The organism is Pseudomonas sp. GM33, from assembly GCF_000282295.1.
Lineage (GTDB): Bacteria > Pseudomonadota > Gammaproteobacteria > Pseudomonadales > Pseudomonadaceae > Aquipseudomonas > Aquipseudomonas laurylsulfatiphila.
Genome location: NZ_AKJO01000073.1, coordinates 170,560 through 189,250, shown reverse-complemented (window position 1 = coordinate 189,250; position 18,691 = coordinate 170,560). Strand labels below are relative to the sequence as shown.

Annotated in this window: 16 protein-coding genes; 10 read left to right on the top strand and 6 right to left on the bottom strand. The window is 60.0% G+C overall.

The window, feature by feature from the left end:
• Position 1: 1 nt before the first annotated feature.
• From pap to PMI26_RS17950, 3 genes are all read left to right on the top strand, one after another.
• Positions 2–1,525 (top strand): polyphosphate:AMP phosphotransferase, encoded by a 1,524-nt coding sequence (gene pap, locus PMI26_RS17940; protein ID WP_007973675.1) that lies wholly within the window; start codon positions 2–4, stop codon positions 1,523–1,525.
• Between the two features lie 102 nt (positions 1,526–1,627).
• Complete coding sequence (locus tag PMI26_RS17945; RefSeq protein WP_007973674.1) at positions 1,628–2,812, top strand: thiolase family protein; 1,185 nt, start codon at positions 1,628–1,630, stop codon at positions 2,810–2,812.
• A 259-nt stretch (positions 2,813–3,071) separates the two neighbouring features.
• Positions 3,072–4,025: a DMT family transporter gene (locus tag PMI26_RS17950; protein ID WP_007973672.1), complete on the top strand. Its 954-nt coding sequence runs from the start codon at positions 3,072–3,074 to the stop codon at positions 4,023–4,025.
• 98 nt (positions 4,026–4,123) lie between these two features.
• Here PMI26_RS17950 and PMI26_RS17955 read toward each other — a convergent pair whose 3' ends face one another.
• Positions 4,124–5,518 carry a class II fumarate hydratase gene (locus PMI26_RS17955; RefSeq protein ID WP_007973671.1) on the bottom strand — a complete coding sequence of 465 codons (1,395 nt, stop codon included), beginning with the start codon at positions 5,516–5,518 and terminating at the stop codon, positions 4,124–4,126.
• 191 nt (positions 5,519–5,709) lie between these two features.
• Here PMI26_RS17955 and PMI26_RS17960 point away from each other — a divergent pair, with 191 nt between their 5' ends.
• The 7 genes from PMI26_RS17960 (at position 5,710) to PMI26_RS17990 (ending at position 13,573) form a co-directional block, all read left to right on the top strand.
• Entirely contained in the window at positions 5,710–6,234 is a 525-nt protein-coding gene (locus tag PMI26_RS17960) for a DUF2059 domain-containing protein (RefSeq protein WP_007973670.1), read from the top strand.
• Positions 6,235–6,246: 12 nt separating this feature from the next.
• Complete coding sequence (locus tag PMI26_RS17965) at positions 6,247–6,546, top strand: BolA family protein (protein ID WP_007973667.1); 300 nt, start codon at positions 6,247–6,249, stop codon at positions 6,544–6,546.
• A 171-nt stretch (positions 6,547–6,717) separates the two neighbouring features.
• Positions 6,718–7,659, top strand: a complete 942-nt coding sequence (gene trhO, locus PMI26_RS17970; protein ID WP_007973664.1) for an oxygen-dependent tRNA uridine(34) hydroxylase TrhO — start codon at positions 6,718–6,720, stop codon at positions 7,657–7,659.
• A gap of 3 nt (positions 7,660–7,662) precedes the next feature.
• Complete coding sequence (locus PMI26_RS17975; RefSeq protein WP_007973662.1) at positions 7,663–8,298, top strand: DsbA family protein; 636 nt, start codon at positions 7,663–7,665, stop codon at positions 8,296–8,298.
• Positions 8,291–10,108, top strand: a complete 1,818-nt coding sequence (locus PMI26_RS17980) for an ABC transporter ATP-binding protein (RefSeq protein WP_007973661.1) — start codon at positions 8,291–8,293, stop codon at positions 10,106–10,108. Before PMI26_RS17975 ends, PMI26_RS17980 begins: the two co-directional genes overlap by 8 nt.
• Positions 10,109–10,275: 167 nt before the next feature.
• Positions 10,276–12,735: an EAL domain-containing protein gene (locus PMI26_RS17985; protein ID WP_007973660.1), complete on the top strand. Its 2,460-nt coding sequence runs from the start codon at positions 10,276–10,278 to the stop codon at positions 12,733–12,735.
• 76 nt (positions 12,736–12,811) lie between these two features.
• Entirely contained in the window at positions 12,812–13,573 is a 762-nt protein-coding gene (locus PMI26_RS17990) for a TenA family transcriptional regulator (RefSeq protein WP_256357898.1), read from the top strand.
• Positions 13,574–13,726: 153 nt separating this feature from the next.
• Here PMI26_RS17990 and PMI26_RS17995 read toward each other — a convergent pair whose 3' ends face one another.
• The 5 genes from PMI26_RS17995 to PMI26_RS18015 form a co-directional block, all read right to left on the bottom strand.
• Positions 13,727–14,653 (bottom strand): GGDEF domain-containing protein, encoded by a 927-nt coding sequence (locus PMI26_RS17995; RefSeq protein ID WP_007973658.1) that lies wholly within the window; start codon positions 14,651–14,653, stop codon positions 13,727–13,729.
• Between the two features lie 365 nt (positions 14,654–15,018).
• On the bottom strand, positions 15,019–15,759 hold the full coding sequence (locus PMI26_RS18000) for a YciK family oxidoreductase (RefSeq protein ID WP_007973657.1): 741 nt from the start codon (positions 15,757–15,759) through the stop codon (positions 15,019–15,021).
• A 134-nt stretch (positions 15,760–15,893) separates the two neighbouring features.
• Positions 15,894–16,565: an N-acetylmuramic acid 6-phosphate phosphatase MupP gene (mupP, locus tag PMI26_RS18005; RefSeq protein WP_007973656.1), complete on the bottom strand. Its 672-nt coding sequence runs from the start codon at positions 16,563–16,565 to the stop codon at positions 15,894–15,896.
• 4 nt (positions 16,566–16,569) lie between these two features.
• Positions 16,570–17,268, bottom strand: a complete 699-nt coding sequence (gene ubiG / locus PMI26_RS18010; RefSeq protein WP_007973655.1) for a bifunctional 2-polyprenyl-6-hydroxyphenol methylase/3-demethylubiquinol 3-O-methyltransferase UbiG — start codon at positions 17,266–17,268, stop codon at positions 16,570–16,572.
• A 57-nt stretch (positions 17,269–17,325) separates the two neighbouring features.
• Positions 17,326–18,660, bottom strand: coding sequence for a TRZ/ATZ family hydrolase (locus PMI26_RS18015; protein WP_007973652.1), 1,335 nt, complete (start codon positions 18,658–18,660; stop codon positions 17,326–17,328).
• Positions 18,661–18,691 lie beyond the last annotated feature (31 nt).

Genomic DNA, 18,691 nt, shown 5'->3' with positions numbered 1-18,691 from the left:
CATGTTCGAATCCGCCGAAATTGATCACGCCATCGACAAAGAAACCTATGACGCCGAAGAGCCGGCCCTGCGCGAGGCGTTGCTCGAAGCACAGTTCGAATTGCAGCAGCAACGCCGCTTTCCGGTGATCATTTTGATCAATGGCATCGAAGGTGCCGGCAAGGGCGAGACCATCAAGTTGCTCAACGAGTGGATGGACCCACGCCTGATCGAGGTCCGTACCTTCGATCAGCAAACCGACGAAGAACTGGCGCGGCCACCGGCCTGGCGCTACTGGCGGATGCTCCCGGCCAAGGGGCGCATGGGGATTTTCTTCGGCAACTGGTACAGCCAGATGCTGCAGGGGCGGGTCCATGGCGAGTTCAAGGACCCGCGCCTCGACCAGGCAATCAATGGCGCCGAGCGCCTGGAAAAGATGCTCTGCGATGAAGGTGCGCTGATCTTCAAGTTCTGGTTTCACCTGTCCAAGAAGCAAATGAAGGCACGTCTCAAGGCGCTGGCCGACGACCCGCTGCACAGCTGGCGCATCAGCCCGCTGGACTGGCAGCAATCGGAAACCTACGACAGGTTCGTGAAGTATGGCGAGCGGGTGCTGCGTCGTACCAGCCGCGACTATGCACCCTGGCATGTGATCGCCGGGGCGGATGCCCATTATCGCAGTCTGGCCGTGGGGCGGATTCTGCTGGCGGGCCTGCAGGGCGCATTGCAACGGCCAACGATCCATCCGGAGAAGGTCAGCGCGGCGCCAGTGTTCCCCAGTGTCGATCAAGTGAACCTGCTCGACAGCCTGGACCTGAGCTTGCACCTGGAGAAGGAGGATTACGAAGAACAGCTGATCACCGAGCAGGCGCGTTTTTCCGGGTTGATGCGTGACAAACGCATGCGTCGCCATGCGCTGGTGGCGGTGTTCGAGGGCAACGACGCGGCAGGCAAGGGCGGGGCGATCCGCCGGGTGGCGGCGGCGCTTGATCCGCGCCAATACAGCATCGTGCCGATTGCCGCACCCACTGAAGAGGAGCGGGCGCAACCCTATCTGTGGCGCTTCTGGCGGCACCTCCCGGCCCGGGGCAAGTTCACCGTGTTCGACCGCTCCTGGTATGGACGGGTGTTGGTGGAGCGCATCGAAGGGTTTTGCAGTCCGGCAGACTGGCTGCGTGCCTACGGTGAAATCAACGATTTCGAGGAACAACTCGTCGACGCCGGTGTGATCGTGGTCAAGTTCTGGCTGTCCATCGACAAACAGACGCAACTGGAGCGGTTTGAGGAACGCGAAAAGATTTCCTTCAAGCGCTTCAAGATCACTGAAGATGATTGGCGCAACCGTGAAAAATGGGATGACTATCGCGCAGCGGTCGGCGACATGGTTGACCGTACCAGCACCGAGATTGCGCCATGGACCCTGGTGGAAGCCAACGACAAGCGCTGGGCGCGAGTCAAAGTCTTGCGCACCATCAATCGGGCACTGGAGGAGGCTTTTGAAAAATCCGACCGGCATGAGCGCAAGAAGCAGAATGACAAGGATTGAGGCGATGGTTGCGCATACGCGGGGTGAATGATTGTCGCGGTCGGTGAAGGGCTGGACTTATGCTCGGTCCACTCTCAACCGACAACAACAATGAGGTATGCCATGCGTGAAGTGGTGATCGTCGACAGCGTGCGGACCGGCCTGGCCAAATCCTTTCGCGGCAAATTCAACATGACCCGCCCGGACGACATGGCGGCACACTGCGTCGATGCCCTGTTGGCGCGCACCGGTATCGATCCGGCAAGCGTCGAGGACTGCATCGTTGGCGCCGGCTCCAATGAAGGCGCCCAGGGATTCAATATCGGGCGCAATGTCGCGGTGCTGTCGCGCCTGGGCATCGGCACGGCCGGCATGACCCTCAACCGCTTCTGTTCCTCGGGCTTGCAGGCGATCGCCATCGCCGCCAACCAGATCGCTTCGGGTTGCAGCGACATCATCGTTGCCGGTGGCGTCGAGTCCATCAGCCTGACCATGAAAAGCGTCAACACCGACAACCTTATCAACCCGTTGCTCAAGGAGCAGGTGCCGGGCATCTACTTTCCGATGGGCCAGACGGCTGAAATCGTCGCGCGTCGGTACAACGTCAGCCGCGAAGAGCAGGACCTGTACGCGCTGCAAAGCCAGCAGCGTACCGCCGAGGCTCAGGCTGCCGGGCTGTTCACTGATGAAATCGTGCCGATGGCGGTGAAGTACCGCGTCGAAGACAAGGCGACCGGCCAGGCGCAGATCCTCGACGGCATTGTCGACCGCGACGACTGCAACCGCCCCGACACCACCCTTGAAAGCCTGGCCGGCTTGAAACCGGTGTTCGCCGAAGATGGCTCGGTCACGGCCGGCAACTCTTCGCAACTGTCGGACGGCGCGTCCATGACCCTGGTGATGAGCCTGGAAAAGGCACTGGCGCTGGGGCTCAAGCCGAAAGCGTTCTTCCGCGGTTTTACCGTGGCTGGTTGCGCACCGGACGAGATGGGCATCGGCCCGGTATTTTCGGTGCCAAAACTGCTCAAGGCCAAAGGCCTGCAAGTTGCCGACATCGATCTGTGGGAACTCAACGAGGCGTTCGCTTCGCAGTGCCTCTATAGCCGTAATCGCCTGGAAATCGACAACGCCCGGTACAACGTCAACGGCGGCTCGATTTCCATCGGCCACCCGTTCGGCATGACCGGTTCGCGTCAGGTCGGGCACCTTGTGCGTGAATTGCAGCGGCGCAATTTGCGGTACGGCATCGTCACCATGTGCGTGGGTGGGGGGATGGGGGCTACGGGGTTGTTTGAAGCGGTTCGTTGAGCCTCTTTGTTCCTCGCTGTCAGTTAGATAGCCATCGCGAGCAAGCTCGCTCCCACAGTGTTTAGCGGCGATCATTAATTTTGTGTACGCCATAAAACCTGTGCGAGCTTGCTCGCGATGGGCGCGCCGCGGTCTAAAATCATCCCCCGAAGATTACGACCTGCACAGTTTCATTCGCGGCCAGACCGTAACTGTCCCTGTGTGCGTCACCGCCGTGGGCCTAGAATGACGGCTCCTGTCAGTTGGCTTCGGGGTTCACATGCACATTTCATCGGGTCGCTGGGTTTACGGTCTGTTCCTGGCCTTGCTGACCGCGTTGTTGTGGGGAATCCTGCCGATCAAGCTCAAGCAAGTGTTGCTGGTGATGGACCCGGTGACGGTGACCTGGTTTCGCCTGCTGGTGTCTGGCGGTTGCCTGTTCATTTACCTGGCGGCCACCAGGCGCCTACCCAGCCGCAAAGTGCTCGGTCCTCGCGGTGGCTGGCTGGTGCTGATGGCCGTGCTCGGCCTGGTGGGCAACTATGTCCTGTATTTGATGGGCCTGAACCTGCTCAGCCCCGGAACCGCGCAACTGGTGGTGCAGATGGGGCCGATCATGCTGCTGATCGCCAGTCTGTTTGTGTTCAAGGAACGCTTCAGCCTGGGGCAGGGGATTGGCCTGCTGGTGCTGTTGATCGGCTTTGCGCTGTTCTTCAACCAGCGCTTGAGTGAGTTGCTCACGTCGCTGACCGACTACACCGCCGGGGTGCTGCTGGTGCTGCTGGCGTCCACGGTCTGGACCTTCTATGCCTTGGGGCAGAAGCAATTGCTGACGGTGTGGAACTCGCTGCAGGTGATGATGGTGATCTACCTGTTTTGCGCGGCGCTGCTGACGCCCTGGGTGCATCCGCTCGAAGCGCTGCAATTGAACCCCTTGCAGGGTTGGTTGCTGCTGGCGTGCTGCCTAAACACCCTGATTGCCTATGGCGCGTTTGCCGAGGCCCTGGCCCACTGGGAAGCTTCCCGTGTCAGCGCGACGCTGGCCATCACGCCGTTGGTGACTTTTGCGGCGGTTGCCATGGCGGCATGGCTGTGGCCCGAGTATGTGCATGCCGAGACGATCAATGGGTTGGGTTATGGCGGTGCGGTGCTGGTGGTGCTGGGGTCGGCGCTGGTGGCGTTGGGGCCGTCGTTGATTGCCGGGTTGAAGGCGCGACGGATGCGTATGGCTTGAAGAGCAAAAGATCGCAGCCTGCGGCAGCTCCTACAGAGGAATGAGTTTCCAGTGTAGGAGCTGCCGCAGGCTGCGATCTTTTCGCTTCACTGCAATTTCTAGCCCTTGGCCCCGGCCTCCAGCATATTCTCCGGCCTTACCCAGGCATCGAATTCCTCATCGGTCAGGTACCCGAGTTGCAACGCCGCCTCACGCAAGGTCAACCCTTCGCTGTAGGCCTTCTTGGCGATCTCCGCCGATTTGTCGTAACCAATGTGCGGGTTCAGCGCCGTCACCAGCATCAAGCCACGCTCCAGGTGTTCAGCCATTTTTTCCGCATCCGGCTCCAGGCCGGCCACGCAATGCTGCTGGAAGTTGCTGCAGCCATCACCGAGCAATCGGATCGATTGCAGCAGGTTATGGATGATCACCGGTTTGAACACGTTCAACTGCAAGTGGCCCTGACTGGCCGCAAAGCCGATGGCGACGTCGTTGCCCAGCACCTGGCAGGCCAGCATCGATAACGCTTCGCACTGGGTCGGGTTGACCTTGCCCGGCATGATCGAACTGCCCGGTTCATTGGCCGGGAGCCTGACTTCGGCAAAGCCGGCGCGCGGGCCGGAGCCCAGCAGGCGCAGGTCATTGGCGATTTTCATCAGGGTCACGGCGAGGGTTTTCAGTGCGCCGGACAGCGTGGTCAGCGGCTCATGGCCGGCCAATGCGGCGAATTTGTTCGGCGCGGTGATAAACGGCAAACCGGAGAGGGCGGCCAGTTCGGCGGCGATGGCTTCACCGAAACCGTGGGGCGAATTCAGCCCGGTGCCGACTGCTGTGCCGCCCTGAGCCAGCTCGCAGACCGCGGGCAGTGCGCTGCGGATCGCCCGCTCGGCATAATCGAGTTGCGCGATGAAAGCCGAGATTTCCTGACCGAAGCTGATCGGTGTGGCATCCATCATGTGGGTACGGCCGGTCTTGACCAGCTTCATATGGCGAGCCGCCAGCTCTGCCAACCCACCGGACAGCTCGTTGATCGCTGGCATCAAGTGCTGCTGCACCGCCTGGACGGCCGCGATGTGCATGGCGGTGGGGAAGCAGTCGTTGGAACTCTGGGAGCGGTTGACGTGATCGTTGGGGTGCACCGGGGACTTGCCGCCACGGGGGTTGCCCGCCAGCTCGTTGGCGCGACCGGCGATGACCTCGTTGACGTTCATGTTGCTCTGGGTGCCACTGCCGGTTTGCCAGACTACCAGCGGAAACTGGTCGTCGTGGTCGCCGGCGAGCACTTCGTCGGCCGCCTGCTCGATCAGACGGGCGATATCGGCGGGCAGGTCGCCGTTGCGATCATTGACCCGCGCCGCGGCTTTCTTGATCAGCGCCAGGGCATGCAACACCGCCAGCGGCATGCGTTCGTTGCCGATGGCGAAGTTGATCAGCGAGCGTTGCGTCTGAGCACCCCAATAGGCTTCATCCGGGACTTCAACCTGGCCGAGGCTGTCGGTTTCGATACGGCTCATCTTGCTCACTCCTGTAGGTCCGATTGCGCAGTTTAGGCCGTGATCGACGGCCGTGGTTCCATCAGTCTCAATTTGACCATTCAACCCCTCTAAATCAGGCGCGACAAGGCTTGGGGTTGAGCGACACACTTTTTTAGGCGCAGAATGGAGGCCCTTGGGGTCTTACCTCGCCAGCTAGAAAAGGAAACTCGATGACTCGTCTTCGTGCCATCTGTACCGCCGTTGCTTTGGTCTGCGCCAGCGGCCAGGTTCTCGCCGACACCGCCAGCCATAACGCCAGTGCCGAGGCTTTCCTGACCATGGCGCATGCTGACAAACTGGGCACCCCGGTGTACATGCAAGTACAGCAGATGTTTGCCCAGCGTTTCGAACAGACCAAAGCCCCAGAATCGAAAAAAGCCGTACTGGAAACCTACCAGGCCAAGGCTAACGCCGCTCTGGACCAGGCCATTGGCTGGAACAAGCTGAAGCCGGACATGGTCAAGCTGTACACCAGCAACTTCAGCGAATCCGAACTCAAGGACCTGGTTGCGTTCTACCAGTCGCCACTGGGCAAGAAAGTCATGGAAAAAATGCCTCAGCTGACCCAGCAATCGGCCCAGATGACCCAGTCCAAGCTGGAAAGCGCGGTGCCGGTGGTCAACAAGCTGCTGGCCGACATGACGGCCGAGCTGACCCCGAAAGACGCGGCTGCACCCGCCAAGAAAAAGCCTTAAGCGGAGTTCGGTATGACTATGCAACAACGCATCGAATCGACGCTGGCCCTGCTTCAGCCCGAGCATCTGCAAGTGCTGGATGAGAGCCACATGCACAGCCGTGGGCTGCAAACCCATTTCAAGGCCGTGGTGGTCAGCGCGCAGTTCGATGGCCTGAATCGGGTCAAGCGTCACCAGAAAGTCTACGGCACGCTCGGCGAGCTGATGGGCGAGTTCCATGCGTTGGCGCTGCATACCTACACGCCAGAGGAATGGGCGCAGATCGACGCGGCTCCGGCCTCGCCGACCTGTGCTGGCGGCAGCAAGCATTAAGATCAAAAGATCGCAGCCTGCGGTAGCTCCTACATGGGGATACATTCTCCTGTAGGAGCTGCCGCAGGCTGCGATCTTTTTTGTTAGAATGCCCAGCGCGCCGCTCACCCGGCGCGTTTTTTTTCGCATCCGGTTCACCCCTTACGAGGGTAGCCACCTGGAGATTTACCCATGACACAACAGATTGTCGTGGCGGCACTGTATAAGTTCGTCACCCTGGAAGATTACGTCGCCCTGCGCGAGCCCCTGCTGCAAGCGATGATCGACAACGGCATCAAAGGCACCCTGCTGATTGCCGAAGAAGGCATCAACGGCACCGTATCCGGCAGCCGCGAAGGCATCGACGGGCTGATGGCCTGGCTCAAGAACGATCCGCGCATGGACGACATCGACCATAAAGAGTCGTACTGCGACGAACAGCCGTTCTACCGCACCAAAGTCAAACTCAAGAAAGAAATCGTCACCCTTGGCGTGGAAGGCGTGGACCCGAACAAAAAGGTCGGTACCTACGTCGACCCGCAAGACTGGAACGCGCTGATCAGCGACCCGGAAGTGCTGTTGATCGACACCCGCAACGATTACGAAGTCTCGATTGGCACCTTCGAAGGCGCCATCGACCCGAAAACCACCAGTTTTCGCGAATTTCCCGACTACATCAAAGCCAACTTCGATCCGGCCGTGCACAAGAAGGTCGCGATGTTCTGCACCGGCGGCATCCGTTGCGAGAAGGCGTCGAGCTACATGCTCAGCGAGGGCTTCGGTGAGGTCTACCACCTCAAGGGCGGTATCCTGAAGTACCTCGAAGAGGTGCCGCAGGAAGAAACCAAGTGGCAGGGCGACTGCTTCGTGTTCGACAACCGCGTGACCGTGCGTCACGACCTGAGCGAAGGTGACTACGATCAATGTCATGCCTGTCGCACACCGGTCAGCATCGAAGACCGCGCGTCCGAGCATTACGTGGCCGGCATCAGTTGCCCGCATTGCTGGGATAAGCTGAGTGAGAAGACCCGTCGCAGTGCCATCGACCGGCAGAAGCAGATCGAGCTGGCCAAGGCTCGTAACCAGCCTCACCCGATCGGCTACAACTACAAGCAAGCATCCACCGAGGCCTGAACCATGTCTGCGCGCCTGCTCTATGTGATGGATCCGATGTGTTCCTGGTGCTGGGGGTTCGCCCCGGTGGCCAACGCGCTGGTCGAGCAGGCGCAAGCCGCGGGTGTGGATGTGCATCTGATCGTGGGTGGTTTGCGCACCGGTAGCGGTGCGGCGCTGGAACCGACCACCCGACGCTATATTTTTGAGCATTGGCAGGCGGTCAACGAGGCCACCGGCCAGCCGTTCAAGCTCGAAGGCGCGCTGCCCGACGGTTTTGTCTACGATACCGAGCCTGCCTGTCGGGCCTTGGTGACGGCGCGCAGCCTGGCGCCGGATTGCGCGTTGAAACTGCTCGGCCTGATTCAGCACGCATTTTATGCCGAAGGCCGTGATGTCACCCAGGCCAGCGTGTTGGTCGAGTTGGCGGAACAGGCCGGTTTGCCGCGCATCGAGTTTGCAGGTGCTTTCGATCGGGCTGATATGCACGCCGCCACCGCCGCCGATTTCACCTGGGTCCAGGACCTGGGCATTGCCGGATTTCCTACATTGCTCGCTGAGCGCAAGGGTCAATTGGCATTGCTGACTAACGGCTATCAGCCTCTGAGTGTGCTGTCCCCGCTGCTCGGCCGCTGGCTGGAGCGCGCTGCCTGTGCATGACCTGCCCGATGACGTCGCTACCGCTAAACGTGTCGACCGTCTGAGCTGGGCGGAAATCCGTCGTCTGGCCCTGCATCACAAGAAGTCCCTGTGGATCGCCAACGGCGTGGCCGTGCTGGCGACCTTGTGCAGCGTGCCGATTCCCTTGCTCCTGCCTTTGCTGGTGGACGAGGTGTTGCTGGGGCACGGTGACGCCGCGCTGAAAATCATGAACCATGCGCTGCCCGAAGGCTGGCAAAAAGCAGCGGGCTACATCGGCCTGATGTTGCTGGTGACCTTGACCCTGCGTTGCACGGCGTTGCTGTTCAACGTGGTGCAGGCGAAATTGTTCGCCGGGTTGGCCAAGGACATCGTCTACCGCATTCGCATACGCCTGATCGAACGGCTCAAGCGTATCTCGCTGGGTGAATACGAAAGCCTGGGCAGCGGCACGGTGACCACGCATCTGGTCACCGACCTGGATACACTGGACAAATTCGTCGGCGAAACCCTCAGCCGTTTCCTCGTGGCCATGCTGACCCTGGTCGGTACGGCGGGCATTCTGATGTGGATGCACTGGAAGCTGGCATTGCTGATCCTGCTGTTCAACCCGCTGGTGATCTACGCCACGGTGCAGTTGGGCAAACGGGTCAAGCACCTGAAGAAACTCGAGAACGACAGCACTTCGCGCTTTACCCAGGCGCTGACCGAAACCCTCGATGCCATCCAGGAAGTTCGCGCCGGTAACCGTCAGGGTTTTTTCCTCGGTCGCTTGGGGCAACGCGCCCGTGACGTGCGCGACTATGCGGTGAATTCGCAATGGAAAACCGATGCGTCGAACCGGGCCAGCGGTTTGTTGTTCCAGTTCGGCATCGATATTTTCCGCGCCGCGGCCATGCTCACGGTGTTGTTCTCCGACCTGTCCATTGGCCAGATGCTCGCGGTGTTCAGCTACCTGTGGTTCATGATCGGTCCGGTCGAACAACTGCTGAACCTGCAATATGCCTACTACGCTGCCGGTGGTGCGCTGTCGCGGATCAATGAACTGCTGTCGCGCGCTGATGAGCCTGAATACCCGGGCGGCGTCGACCCGTTCATCGGGCGCGAGACGGTCGGGCTGGAAGTACAAGGGTTGAGCTTCGGTTATGGCGATGAACTGGTCCTGAACCAGATGAACCTGTCCATCGCCCCCGGCGAAAAGGTCGCGATCGTCGGCGCCAGTGGCGGGGGCAAGAGCACGCTGGTGCAACTGCTGCTGGGCTTGTACACGCCGTTGGCCGGAACCATTCGCTTCGGCGGTTCGACCCAGCAGGAGATCGGCCTGGAAACCGTGCGGGAAAATGTTGCCGTGGTCCTGCAACATCCGGCGCTGTTCAACGACACCATCCGGGCCAACCTGACCATGGGCCGTGAGCGCAGTGACGAGGCTTGCTGGCATGCACTGGAAATCGCCCAATTACACGGCACGGTGCGGGATTTGCCCAATGGTCTGGACAGCGTCGTCGGGCGCTCCGGCGTGCGTTTGTCCGGCGGACAGCGTCAACGCCTGGCCATCGCCCGGATGGTGCTGGCCGAGCCCAAGGTGGTGATCCTCGACGAAGCCACCTCTGCGCTGGATGCCGCCACCGAATACAACCTGCACCAGGCCCTGGCGCGGTTTCTGAGCAACCGCACCACATTGATCATTGCCCACCGCCTTTCGGCGGTGAAACAGGCTGATCGTGTGCTGGTGTTCGATGGCGGCCAGATCGCAGAAGATGGCGATCATCAGCAACTGATTGCCGACGGTGGTTTGTACGCCAAGCTATACGGTCACTTGCAGCGGTTGTAGCCGGATGTCATCAATATTATAAAAAAACATCGTCGCGGCCGAATTCAGTGGCCGCGATACACCCTCCGGGCATAGCTTGTCGCTTGCCGGGATCGGAATCGCAACCTAGTCTAGCGTTAGCGATTTCGTCCGGAAGACGAGCAAGCAGTGCTAATGCAAGGGACCTCATGAATCAAACGCGGACTCTCGGAACGCCACGGTTGTTGGGCATTGTCTGGCCATTTATCGCCGTTGTGTTGTTTCAAGCCTTGCTGGGCGGCGTTAGCCTATATGTACTGTCGGCTGTTCGCGGCTATGTTGCCGGCGAAAGCCTTTGGTCCAAGGGCCAGAAAGATGCCATCTATTACCTCAACCTTTACGCCGACAGCGGCGACGAAGGGACATTTCATAAGTACCAGAACGCCATTTCCGTGCCCCAAGGCGGGCATGAATTGCGTGTGGCGCTGGATCAGCATCCGCCGAACATCGAAGCGGCGCGCCTGGCGATTCTCAAGGGGGGCAACCACCCGGACGACGTTTCCAGCCTGATCTGGCTGTACCTCAACTTTCGTCACTTCAGTTACCTCGAAAAAGCCATCGACCTGTGGACCGTTGGGGATGCCTATCTGGCCAAGCTCGACGACGTTGCCAGGGACATGCACCAGCACATCAATGCCAGGCCTGCCTCTGTTGCGGATATCCAGCGCTGGAAGGAGCAGATCTTTGCGATCAATGATGAAGTGACTCCGGCTGCGAAAGCCTTCAGTGATGCGCTGGGGGAAGGGTCGCGGGTCATTCTTCGTCTGCTGCTGCTGACTAACCTCGCCACTGCGCTTGGATTGATTGCACTGGCGCTGATGCGCACCCACAAGCTGCTCAAGCAGCGCCATGCCTTCGCCGATGCGCTGCAGCTTGAGAAAGAACGGGCGCAGATCACCCTGCAATCGATTGGCGACGGCGTGATCACCACGGATGTTTCCGGTGCGATTGCCTACATGAATCCGGCGGCCGAGGCATTGACCCACTGGAAGGCCGAGCAGGCGACAGGCTTGCCGCTGGCGGCGCTGTTCAACCTGTTGGACGAAGAGGCCCAGACCGATGGCTTCACCCTTATCGAGCATATTCTCAGCGGCCAGCTCAGTGGCGGCAGCGAGCACTCCAGGCTGATTCAACGCCTGGACGGCAGCACGGTGTCGGTCACGCTGGTGGGCGCGCCCATCCGCAATGCCGGCAAAGTCAGCGGGACGGTGCTGGTGCTGCATGACATGACCCAGGAGCGGCAATACATCGCCAATCTGTCATGGCAGGCGACGCACGATGCCTTGACCGGACTCGCCAATCGCCGTGAGTTCGAATATCGCCTGGAACAGGCGCTGCATAACCTGACCCGCTACTCGGGGCGCCATGCGCTGATGTTCCTCGATCTGGATCAGTTCAAACTGGTTAACGATACCTGCGGCCATGCGGCGGGCGACGAACTGTTGCGGCATATCTGCGCCTTGCTGCAATCGGGGCTGCGCGAAGGCGATACCTTGGCGCGCCTTGGCGGTGACGAGTTCGGCATCCTGCTGGAAAACTGCGCGCCGGAAGCGGCGGAGAAAATTGCCGAAAGCCTGCGCCAGACTGTGCAAAATCTGCATTTTGTCTGGAAGGGCCGACCTTTCGTCACCACTGTCAGTATCGGGCTGGTTCATGTCGCGCAGAATCCGACGACGCTCGAAGTTTCGCTGCGTGCTGCTGACATGGCGTGCTACATGGCCAAGGAAAAAGGCCGCAACCGGGTCCAGGTCTATCATCCGGATGACTCGGAACTGTCCCTGCGTTTCGGCGAAATGGCCTGGGTGCAACGTTTGCACATGGCGCTGGAGGAAGATCGATTCTGTCTGTACGCCCAGGAAATCGTCCCCTTGGGTCATGTCGAGCGGGACGGCGGGCATATTGAAATTCTGCTGCGTTTGCATGATGAAGCCGGGCGGATGATCTTGCCCGACAGCTTCATTCCGGCTGCCGAGCGTTATGGCCTGATGAGCTCGCTTGATCGTTGGGTGGTGCAGAACGTGTTCAAGATCATTGCCCAATGCCGGGCCGAGCAAGGCGAGGGCCCGCTGGCCATGTGTGCGATCAATCTGTCAGGCACGACGATCGGGGATGAAGCGTTCCTGGACTTCCTGCGTGAACAGTTTGTGACGCATTCGATTCCGCCTGAAATGATTTGTTTTGAAATTACTGAAACCAGTGCTATTTCAAATCTTGGCAGTGCGATTAGATTCATTAATGAACTCAAAGGCTTAGGATGCCATTTTTCACTGGACGACTTTTGTGCCGGAATGTCCTCATTCGCGTACCTGAAACATTTGCCTGTAGACTTCCTGAAGATCGACGGGAGTTTCGTAAAGGATATGCTGGACGACCCGATTAACCGCGCCATGGTCGAGGTGATCAATCACATCGGCCATGTCATGGGTAAACGCACGATTGCCGAGTTTGTCGAAACGCCCCAGATCGAGCAGGCATTGCTGGAGATCGGGGTGGATTACGCTCAAGGGTATGTGATTGAACGCCCGCATCTGTTTACCAGCGATAGCTTGTTGAGTCGTCCTGCCAGGCCACAGCCGATGTTGTTCAAGGCCCCTGGCACGTTCCGTTGAAATTCCTGCCGGTCTTACAATCACAATCAAAAGGAGCTCGACAGTGATCGACACATTCAACCGAACCGGACCGCTCATGGAAGCTGCAAGTTACCCTGCCTGGGCCCAGCGCCTGATCCAGGATTGCAGCGAGAGCAAGCGCCGGGTTGTCGAACACGAACTGTACCAACGCATGCGAGACAACAAACTCAGTGCGAAGACCATGCGCCAATACCTGATCGGTGGCTGGCCGGTGGTCGAACAGTTCGCGTTGTATATGGCACAAAACCTGACCAAGACCCGCTTCGCTCGTCATCCCGGCGAAGACATGGCCCGTCGCTGGCTGATGCGCAACATCCGCGTCGAATTGAACCACGCCGATTACTGGGTGCATTGGAGTCGCGCGCACGGTGTCAGCCTGGAGGACCTGCAGGCACAGCAGGTTGCACCGGAGCTTCACGCGTTGAGCCATTGGTGCTGGCACACCAGTTCGGCCGACTCGCTGATCGTTGCGATTGCCGCCACCAACTACGCCATCGAGGGAGCGACCGGTGAATGGTCGGCGGTGGTTTGTTCCAACGGTATCTACGCCGCCTCGTTCCCCGAGGAGGATCGCAAGCGGGCGATGAAGTGGCTGAAGATGCACGCCCAGTACGACGATGCCCATCCGTGGGAAGCCCTGGAAATCATCTGCACATTGGCGGGCACCAACCCGAGCAAATCCCTGCAGGTGGAACTGCGCCAGGCCGTTTGCAAGAGTTACGACTACATGTACCTGTTTCTCGAGCGTTGCATGCAATTGGAGCACGCAGAGCGGGCGCCGGTCGTGCGTGAGCGGATGGCATTAGCCGAAGGCTGATTCAGCTATAACGCAATAAAAAACTGTGGGAGCGGCGGTGCGACGATTCGACTTGCTCGCGAAAGCGGAGTGTCATTCAGCTTAGATGTCAGCTGATACGCCGCCTTCGCGAGCAAGCCTGCTCCCACATTGTCTTGTGTCGCAGCTAATGACTCAGCCCGCCATCTCCAGCCGGTTACGACCTTCGCGTTTGGCCACATATAGCGCACTGTCTGCCCGTCGCAACAGGCTGTCGGCGGACTCGCCGGGCAACAGGGTCGAACAGCCGAGGCTGACTGTCAGCAAGATCGTATGACCTTCGGCCAGGTACTCTTCGGATTGCACCGCAAACCGCAGCCGTTCACCCACCATGGCCGCGGCTTCGCGGCTGGTATTGGACAGCAGTATCAGAAACTCTTCACCGCCATAGCGGAACACCATGTCGACGTTGCGCAGCTGGTTTTTGATCGAGGCGGCAACCGCCTTGAGCACGTGATCGCCAGTGCTGTGGCCATGGGTGTCATTGACCAGCTTGAAATGATCGATGTCCAGCATCAGCACCGATAACGGTTGCAGATGGCGCCGGGACAGCTCGATTTCCCTTTGTAGCGTCTGGTCCATGGCGATGCGGTTACCGGTGCCCGTCAGCGGGTCGCGCAGTGCGCTCTGGGTGGCAGTACGGTAAAGCAGCGCGTTGCGCATCGGAAACAGCAGCGCGGCCAGCAGCGATTCGAGATTGCCCTGTTCCTGTTCGCTAAAACGTTGATTGCGGCGGAAAATCAGTTCACCCAGGTGTTCGCCATCGTGGCTGAGGTTGTAACTGATGGAATGGTGGCCACGCTGGCCGAATTCCAGGCGCAGATCACTGCTTTTGTGCAGGTAGCACAAGGCGTCCAACGGCACCAATCGCTGAATCTCGCGATAGAAAGTCCCAAGAATGCGTTGCGGTTCCAGACTGGTTTGTAGTTGCAGGCCCAGTTGCTGGCGCATTTGCGCAAGGCTGACGGGCCGTTCCAGAAGAGGCGGCTGCTGACCAAAGCCCAGGCGCTGCAATTTGGCGCTATCGAAGTCAATTGCGTTGGTCTGGGAAGGTGGTTTCATTAGGCGTGCGCCCCTGAGCAGTAAGGCTGTCTTACAAGCAGGGTGAGAGCGGCTTAGGGCTGCGCGTCGTACTGGTCCATCAGTCCCGTAGGACATTTCGTACAAGTTTAATCTGCTTTCTGGAAGATGAGTAACGGCTGCACTCACGCTTCACCCCGTCTGCTTTCACGTTGCGTGTCTGAGCAAACTTAGAGCGAAAGTCGTGCCATTCGGTTCATCAAAATAAAATTCGTATTAAATCAAATGGTTGTGCTTCGACTACTACGGGTATGGCGCAGCGTGTGACGGTTGTTTGACAGGTGCCGGGGTGTCTTCGAGTGCCGCGGCGGAAAGCCGGCGCGGCACCGATAAGCGACGTATGGTCGTTATTGGGCGTTGAACGCCTGACCATTGATACCGGTGCTGTCCGGGCCCATCAGGTAAAGGTAGACCGGCATGATCTCCTCGGGCGTCGGGTTGTTCAGCGGGTTTTCCCCCGGGTAGGCCTGGGCGCGCATGCTCGTGCGGGTAGCGCCCGGGTTGATGCTGTTGGAGCGCACCGGGGCCACGGTATCGACTTCGTCAGCCAGAGTTTGCATCAGGCCTTCGGTCGCGAATTTGGAGACGCCGTAAGCGCCCCAGTACGCACGCCCTTTGCGGCCGACGCTGCTGGAAGTGAACACCACCGAGGCGTCCTGCGACAGCTTGAGCAACGGCAGCAATGTGCTGGTGAGCATGAACATGGCATTGACGTTGACTTGCATGACCCGCATGAAGTTTTCGCCGGAAAGCTGCTCGATCGGCGTGCGCGGGCCGATGATCGACGCATTGTGCAGCAGGCCGTCGAGATGCCCGAATTCGTTTTCGATCATCGCCGCCAGCTCATCGTACTGATGGGGCAGGGCGGTTTCGAGGTTGAACGGGATCACTGCCGGTTGTGGGTGCCCGGCGGCTTCGATTTCGTCGTAGACCAGGGTCAGGTTGGCTTCGGTCTTGCCCAGCAGCAGCACGGTTGCGCCGTGGGCTGCGTAGGTCTTCGCCGCTGCGGCGCCGATGCCGCGTCCTGCGCCGGTGACCAGGATGACCCGATCCTTGAGCAGTTCGGGGCGGGCGGAATAATCAAACATAAAAAACCTCTACATAATCCATCAATAGAGCTGAAAAGATCGCAGCCTGCGGCAGCTCCTACGGGGGATCGACGTGCATCCTGTAGGAGCTGCCGAAGGCTGCGATCTTTTGACGTTCGATCTTTTGACGTTAATCAGCAGCCACAGAGGGCGCTATCCAAAACCTTGCGCAACTCCAGTGGATGATCGACCACCACGTCCGCACCCCAGTGACGCGGGTTATCGTCAGGGTGGATGTAGCCGAAGGTCACTGCGGCCGTTCTGGTGCCGGCATCACGGCCCGACTCGATGTCGCGCAGGTCGTCGCCGACGAACAGTACGCTGGCCGGGTCCAGGTCGAGCATCTTGCACGCCAGGATCAGCGGCTCTGGATCCGGCTTGCTGTTCTTCACGTGATCCGGGCAGATCAGTAGCGCCGAACGCTCGGACAGCCCCAGTTGTTGCATGATCGGCTCGGCGAAGCGCAATGGCTTGTTGGTTACCACGCCCCAGATCAGGTTGGCTTTCTCGATATCGGCGAGCAGCTCGGCCATGCCTTCGAACAGCTTGCTGTGTACCGCACAACCGACGAGGTAGCGCTCCAGGAACTCCAGGCGCAAGGCTTCGAAACCCGGCGATTCCGGGTCCATGGCGAAGGTCACTGCGACCATGGCCCTGGCGCCGCCGGAAATCTCGTCGCGGATGTGCTTGTCGTTCATCGGTGGCAAGCCGCGGTCGGCACGCATCGCCTGACAGATCGCAATGAAGTCTGGCGCGGTGTCGAGCAGAGTGCCGTCCATGTCGAAAAGAACTGCTCTGATTGGCATCGGCTTACTCCTCGCGCAGGGTCTGGATCATGTAATTGACGTCCACATCGGCGGCCAGCTTGTAGTGCTTGGTCAGCGGGTTGTAGGTCAGGCCGATGATGTCCTTGACGGTCAGGCCGGCCATGCGGCTCCAGGCACCGAGTTCGGAAGGGCGGATGAACTTCTTGAAGTCGTGGGTGCCGCGCGGCAGCAGCTTCATGATGTATTCGGCGCCGACGATGGCGAACAGGTACGCCTTCGGGTTGCGGTTGATGGTCGAAAAGAACACCTGGCCGCCGGGCTTGACCATGCGGAAGCAGGCGCGGATGACCGACGACGGGTCTGGCACGTGCTCAAGCATTTCCAGGCAGGTGACCACGTCGAACTGCTCCGGCATTTCCTCGGCCAGGGCTTCGGCGGTGATCTGCCGGTATTCGACGTTGACGCCCGACTCCAGCTGATGCAACTGGGCAACCGCCAGTGGCGCTTCGCCCATGTCGATACCCGTCACGGTCGCACCGCGCTGGGCCATGGCTTCGCTGAGGATGCCGCCGCCGCAACCGACGTCGAGGACTTTCTTGCCGGCCAGATTGACCCGCTCGTCAATCCAGTTGACCCGCAGCGGGTTGATGTCGTGCAGCGGTTTGAATTCGCTTTCGCGGTCCCACCAGCGATGGGCCAGGGCCTCGAATTTGGCGATTTCGGCGTAGTCGACGTTGCTCATGGTTTAAGTCCTCTGAAACTTGAAAAATCCTGTTGCCCCGGATGTGTTCCGGGGTGCTTACGATTCGGTACGGCCGCTGATGCGCTGGCCCCAGGCCTTCGCGACAGCGCCAAGCTGTTGTTCATCCAGGCGTGTCAGGCGACGGTCGTCGAGCAGTTGCTTGCCGGCCACCCAAAGGTGTTTCACGCAGTCCCGGCCGGTGGCGTATATAAGCTGCGAAACCGGGTCGTAGACCGGTTGCTGGGCCAGGCCGGAGAGGTCGAACGCCACCATGTCCGCGGCCTTGCCGATTTCCAGAGAGCCGGTTTCGGCTTCGATGCCCAGCGCACGGGCACCATTGAGGGTGGCCATGCGCAAGGCGCGATGGGCATCCAGCGCGGTGGCCGAGCCGGCGACAGCCTTGGCCAGCAGGGCCGCGGTGCGGGTTTCGCCGAGCAGGTCCAGATCATTGTTGCTCGCCGCACCATCGGTGCCGACCGCGACATTGACCCCGGCCTCCCACAAACGCTCGACCGGGCAGAAGCCGCTGGCCAGCTTCAGGTTCGACTCGGGGCAATGAACCACGCTGCTGTTGCTTTCTACCAGCAGCGCCAGGTCTTCATCGCTGATCTGGGTCATGTGGACTGCCTGGAAGCGCGGCCCGAGCAAGCCCAGGCGTGCCAGGCGGGCCAGCGGGCGTTCACCGCGCTGCTCGACCGATTGCTGCACTTCGAAGGCGGTTTCATGCACGTGCATGTGGATCGAGGCGTCCAGTTCCTCGGCGATCACCCGGATTTTTTCCAGGTTTTCGTCGCCCACCGTATAGGGGGCGTGGGGGCCGAAGGTGATTTTGATACGCTCGTGGTGCTTGAGATCGCCAAACAGTTCAACGCCCTGACGAATGGCTTCGTCCGCCGTAGCGGCGCCCGGAATAGGGAAATCGAGGATCGGAATCGCGATCTGCGCGCGAATGCCGCTGTTGTGCACGCGCTCGCTGGCAACCTTCGGGAAGAAGTACATGTCAGAGAAGCAGGTGATGCCGCCTTTGATTTGCTCGGCGATGGCAAGGTCGGTGCCGTCGCGCACGAAGTCCTCGTCGACCCACTTGGCTTCGGCGGGCCAGATGTGGTTTTCCAGCCAGGTCATCAATGGCAGGTCATCGGCCAGGCCGCGGAACAGGGTCATCGCCGCGTGCCCGTGGGCATTGATCAGGCCGGGGCTGAGCAGCATGTCGGGCAATTCGCGGATTTCGGTTGCGTTAAGCTTCAGTGCGGCGGAACGTGGGCCGATAAACACGATGCGTCCATCACGGATGCCCACGCCATGTTCCTTGAGGACAACACCAGCGGGTTCGACGGGTACCAGCCAGGTCGGCAGCAATAACAGGTCGAGCGCAGCGGCAGTGTTCGGCATCGAGGGTCGGTTCCAGTGCTTTTGTAAAGGA

What these genes read in the sequence shown, in the direction of transcription:
- PMI26_RS18015 (WP_007973652.1), bottom strand. Translation starts at nt 18,660, where the DNA reads ATGCCGAACACTGCCGCTGCGCTCGACCTGTTATTGCTGCCGACCTGG.
- PMI26_RS18000 (WP_007973657.1), bottom strand. Translation starts at nt 15,759, where the DNA reads ATGTTTGATTATTCCGCCCGCCCCGAACTGCTCAAGGATCGGGTCATC.
- ubiG (WP_007973655.1), bottom strand. Translation starts at nt 17,268, where the DNA reads ATGAGCAACGTCGACTACGCCGAAATCGCCAAATTCGAGGCCCTGGCC.
- PMI26_RS17975 (WP_007973662.1), top strand. Translation starts at nt 7,663, where the DNA reads ATGTCTGCGCGCCTGCTCTATGTGATGGATCCGATGTGTTCCTGGTGC.
- PMI26_RS17950 (WP_007973672.1), top strand. Translation starts at nt 3,072, where the DNA reads ATGCACATTTCATCGGGTCGCTGGGTTTACGGTCTGTTCCTGGCCTTG.
- PMI26_RS17965 (WP_007973667.1), top strand. Translation starts at nt 6,247, where the DNA reads ATGACTATGCAACAACGCATCGAATCGACGCTGGCCCTGCTTCAGCCC.
- PMI26_RS17955 (WP_007973671.1), bottom strand. Translation starts at nt 5,518, where the DNA reads ATGAGCCGTATCGAAACCGACAGCCTCGGCCAGGTTGAAGTCCCGGAT.
- mupP (WP_007973656.1), bottom strand. Translation starts at nt 16,565, where the DNA reads ATGCCAATCAGAGCAGTTCTTTTCGACATGGACGGCACTCTGCTCGAC.
- PMI26_RS17945 (WP_007973674.1), top strand. Translation starts at nt 1,628, where the DNA reads ATGCGTGAAGTGGTGATCGTCGACAGCGTGCGGACCGGCCTGGCCAAA.
- PMI26_RS17990 (WP_256357898.1), top strand. Translation starts at nt 12,812, where the DNA reads ATGGAAGCTGCAAGTTACCCTGCCTGGGCCCAGCGCCTGATCCAGGAT.
- PMI26_RS17985 (WP_007973660.1), top strand. Translation starts at nt 10,276, where the DNA reads ATGAATCAAACGCGGACTCTCGGAACGCCACGGTTGTTGGGCATTGTC.
- pap (WP_007973675.1), top strand. Translation starts at nt 2, where the DNA reads ATGTTCGAATCCGCCGAAATTGATCACGCCATCGACAAAGAAACCTAT.
- PMI26_RS17960 (WP_007973670.1), top strand. Translation starts at nt 5,710, where the DNA reads ATGACTCGTCTTCGTGCCATCTGTACCGCCGTTGCTTTGGTCTGCGCC.
- trhO (WP_007973664.1), top strand. Translation starts at nt 6,718, where the DNA reads ATGACACAACAGATTGTCGTGGCGGCACTGTATAAGTTCGTCACCCTG.
- PMI26_RS17995 (WP_007973658.1), bottom strand. Translation starts at nt 14,653, where the DNA reads ATGAAACCACCTTCCCAGACCAACGCAATTGACTTCGATAGCGCCAAA.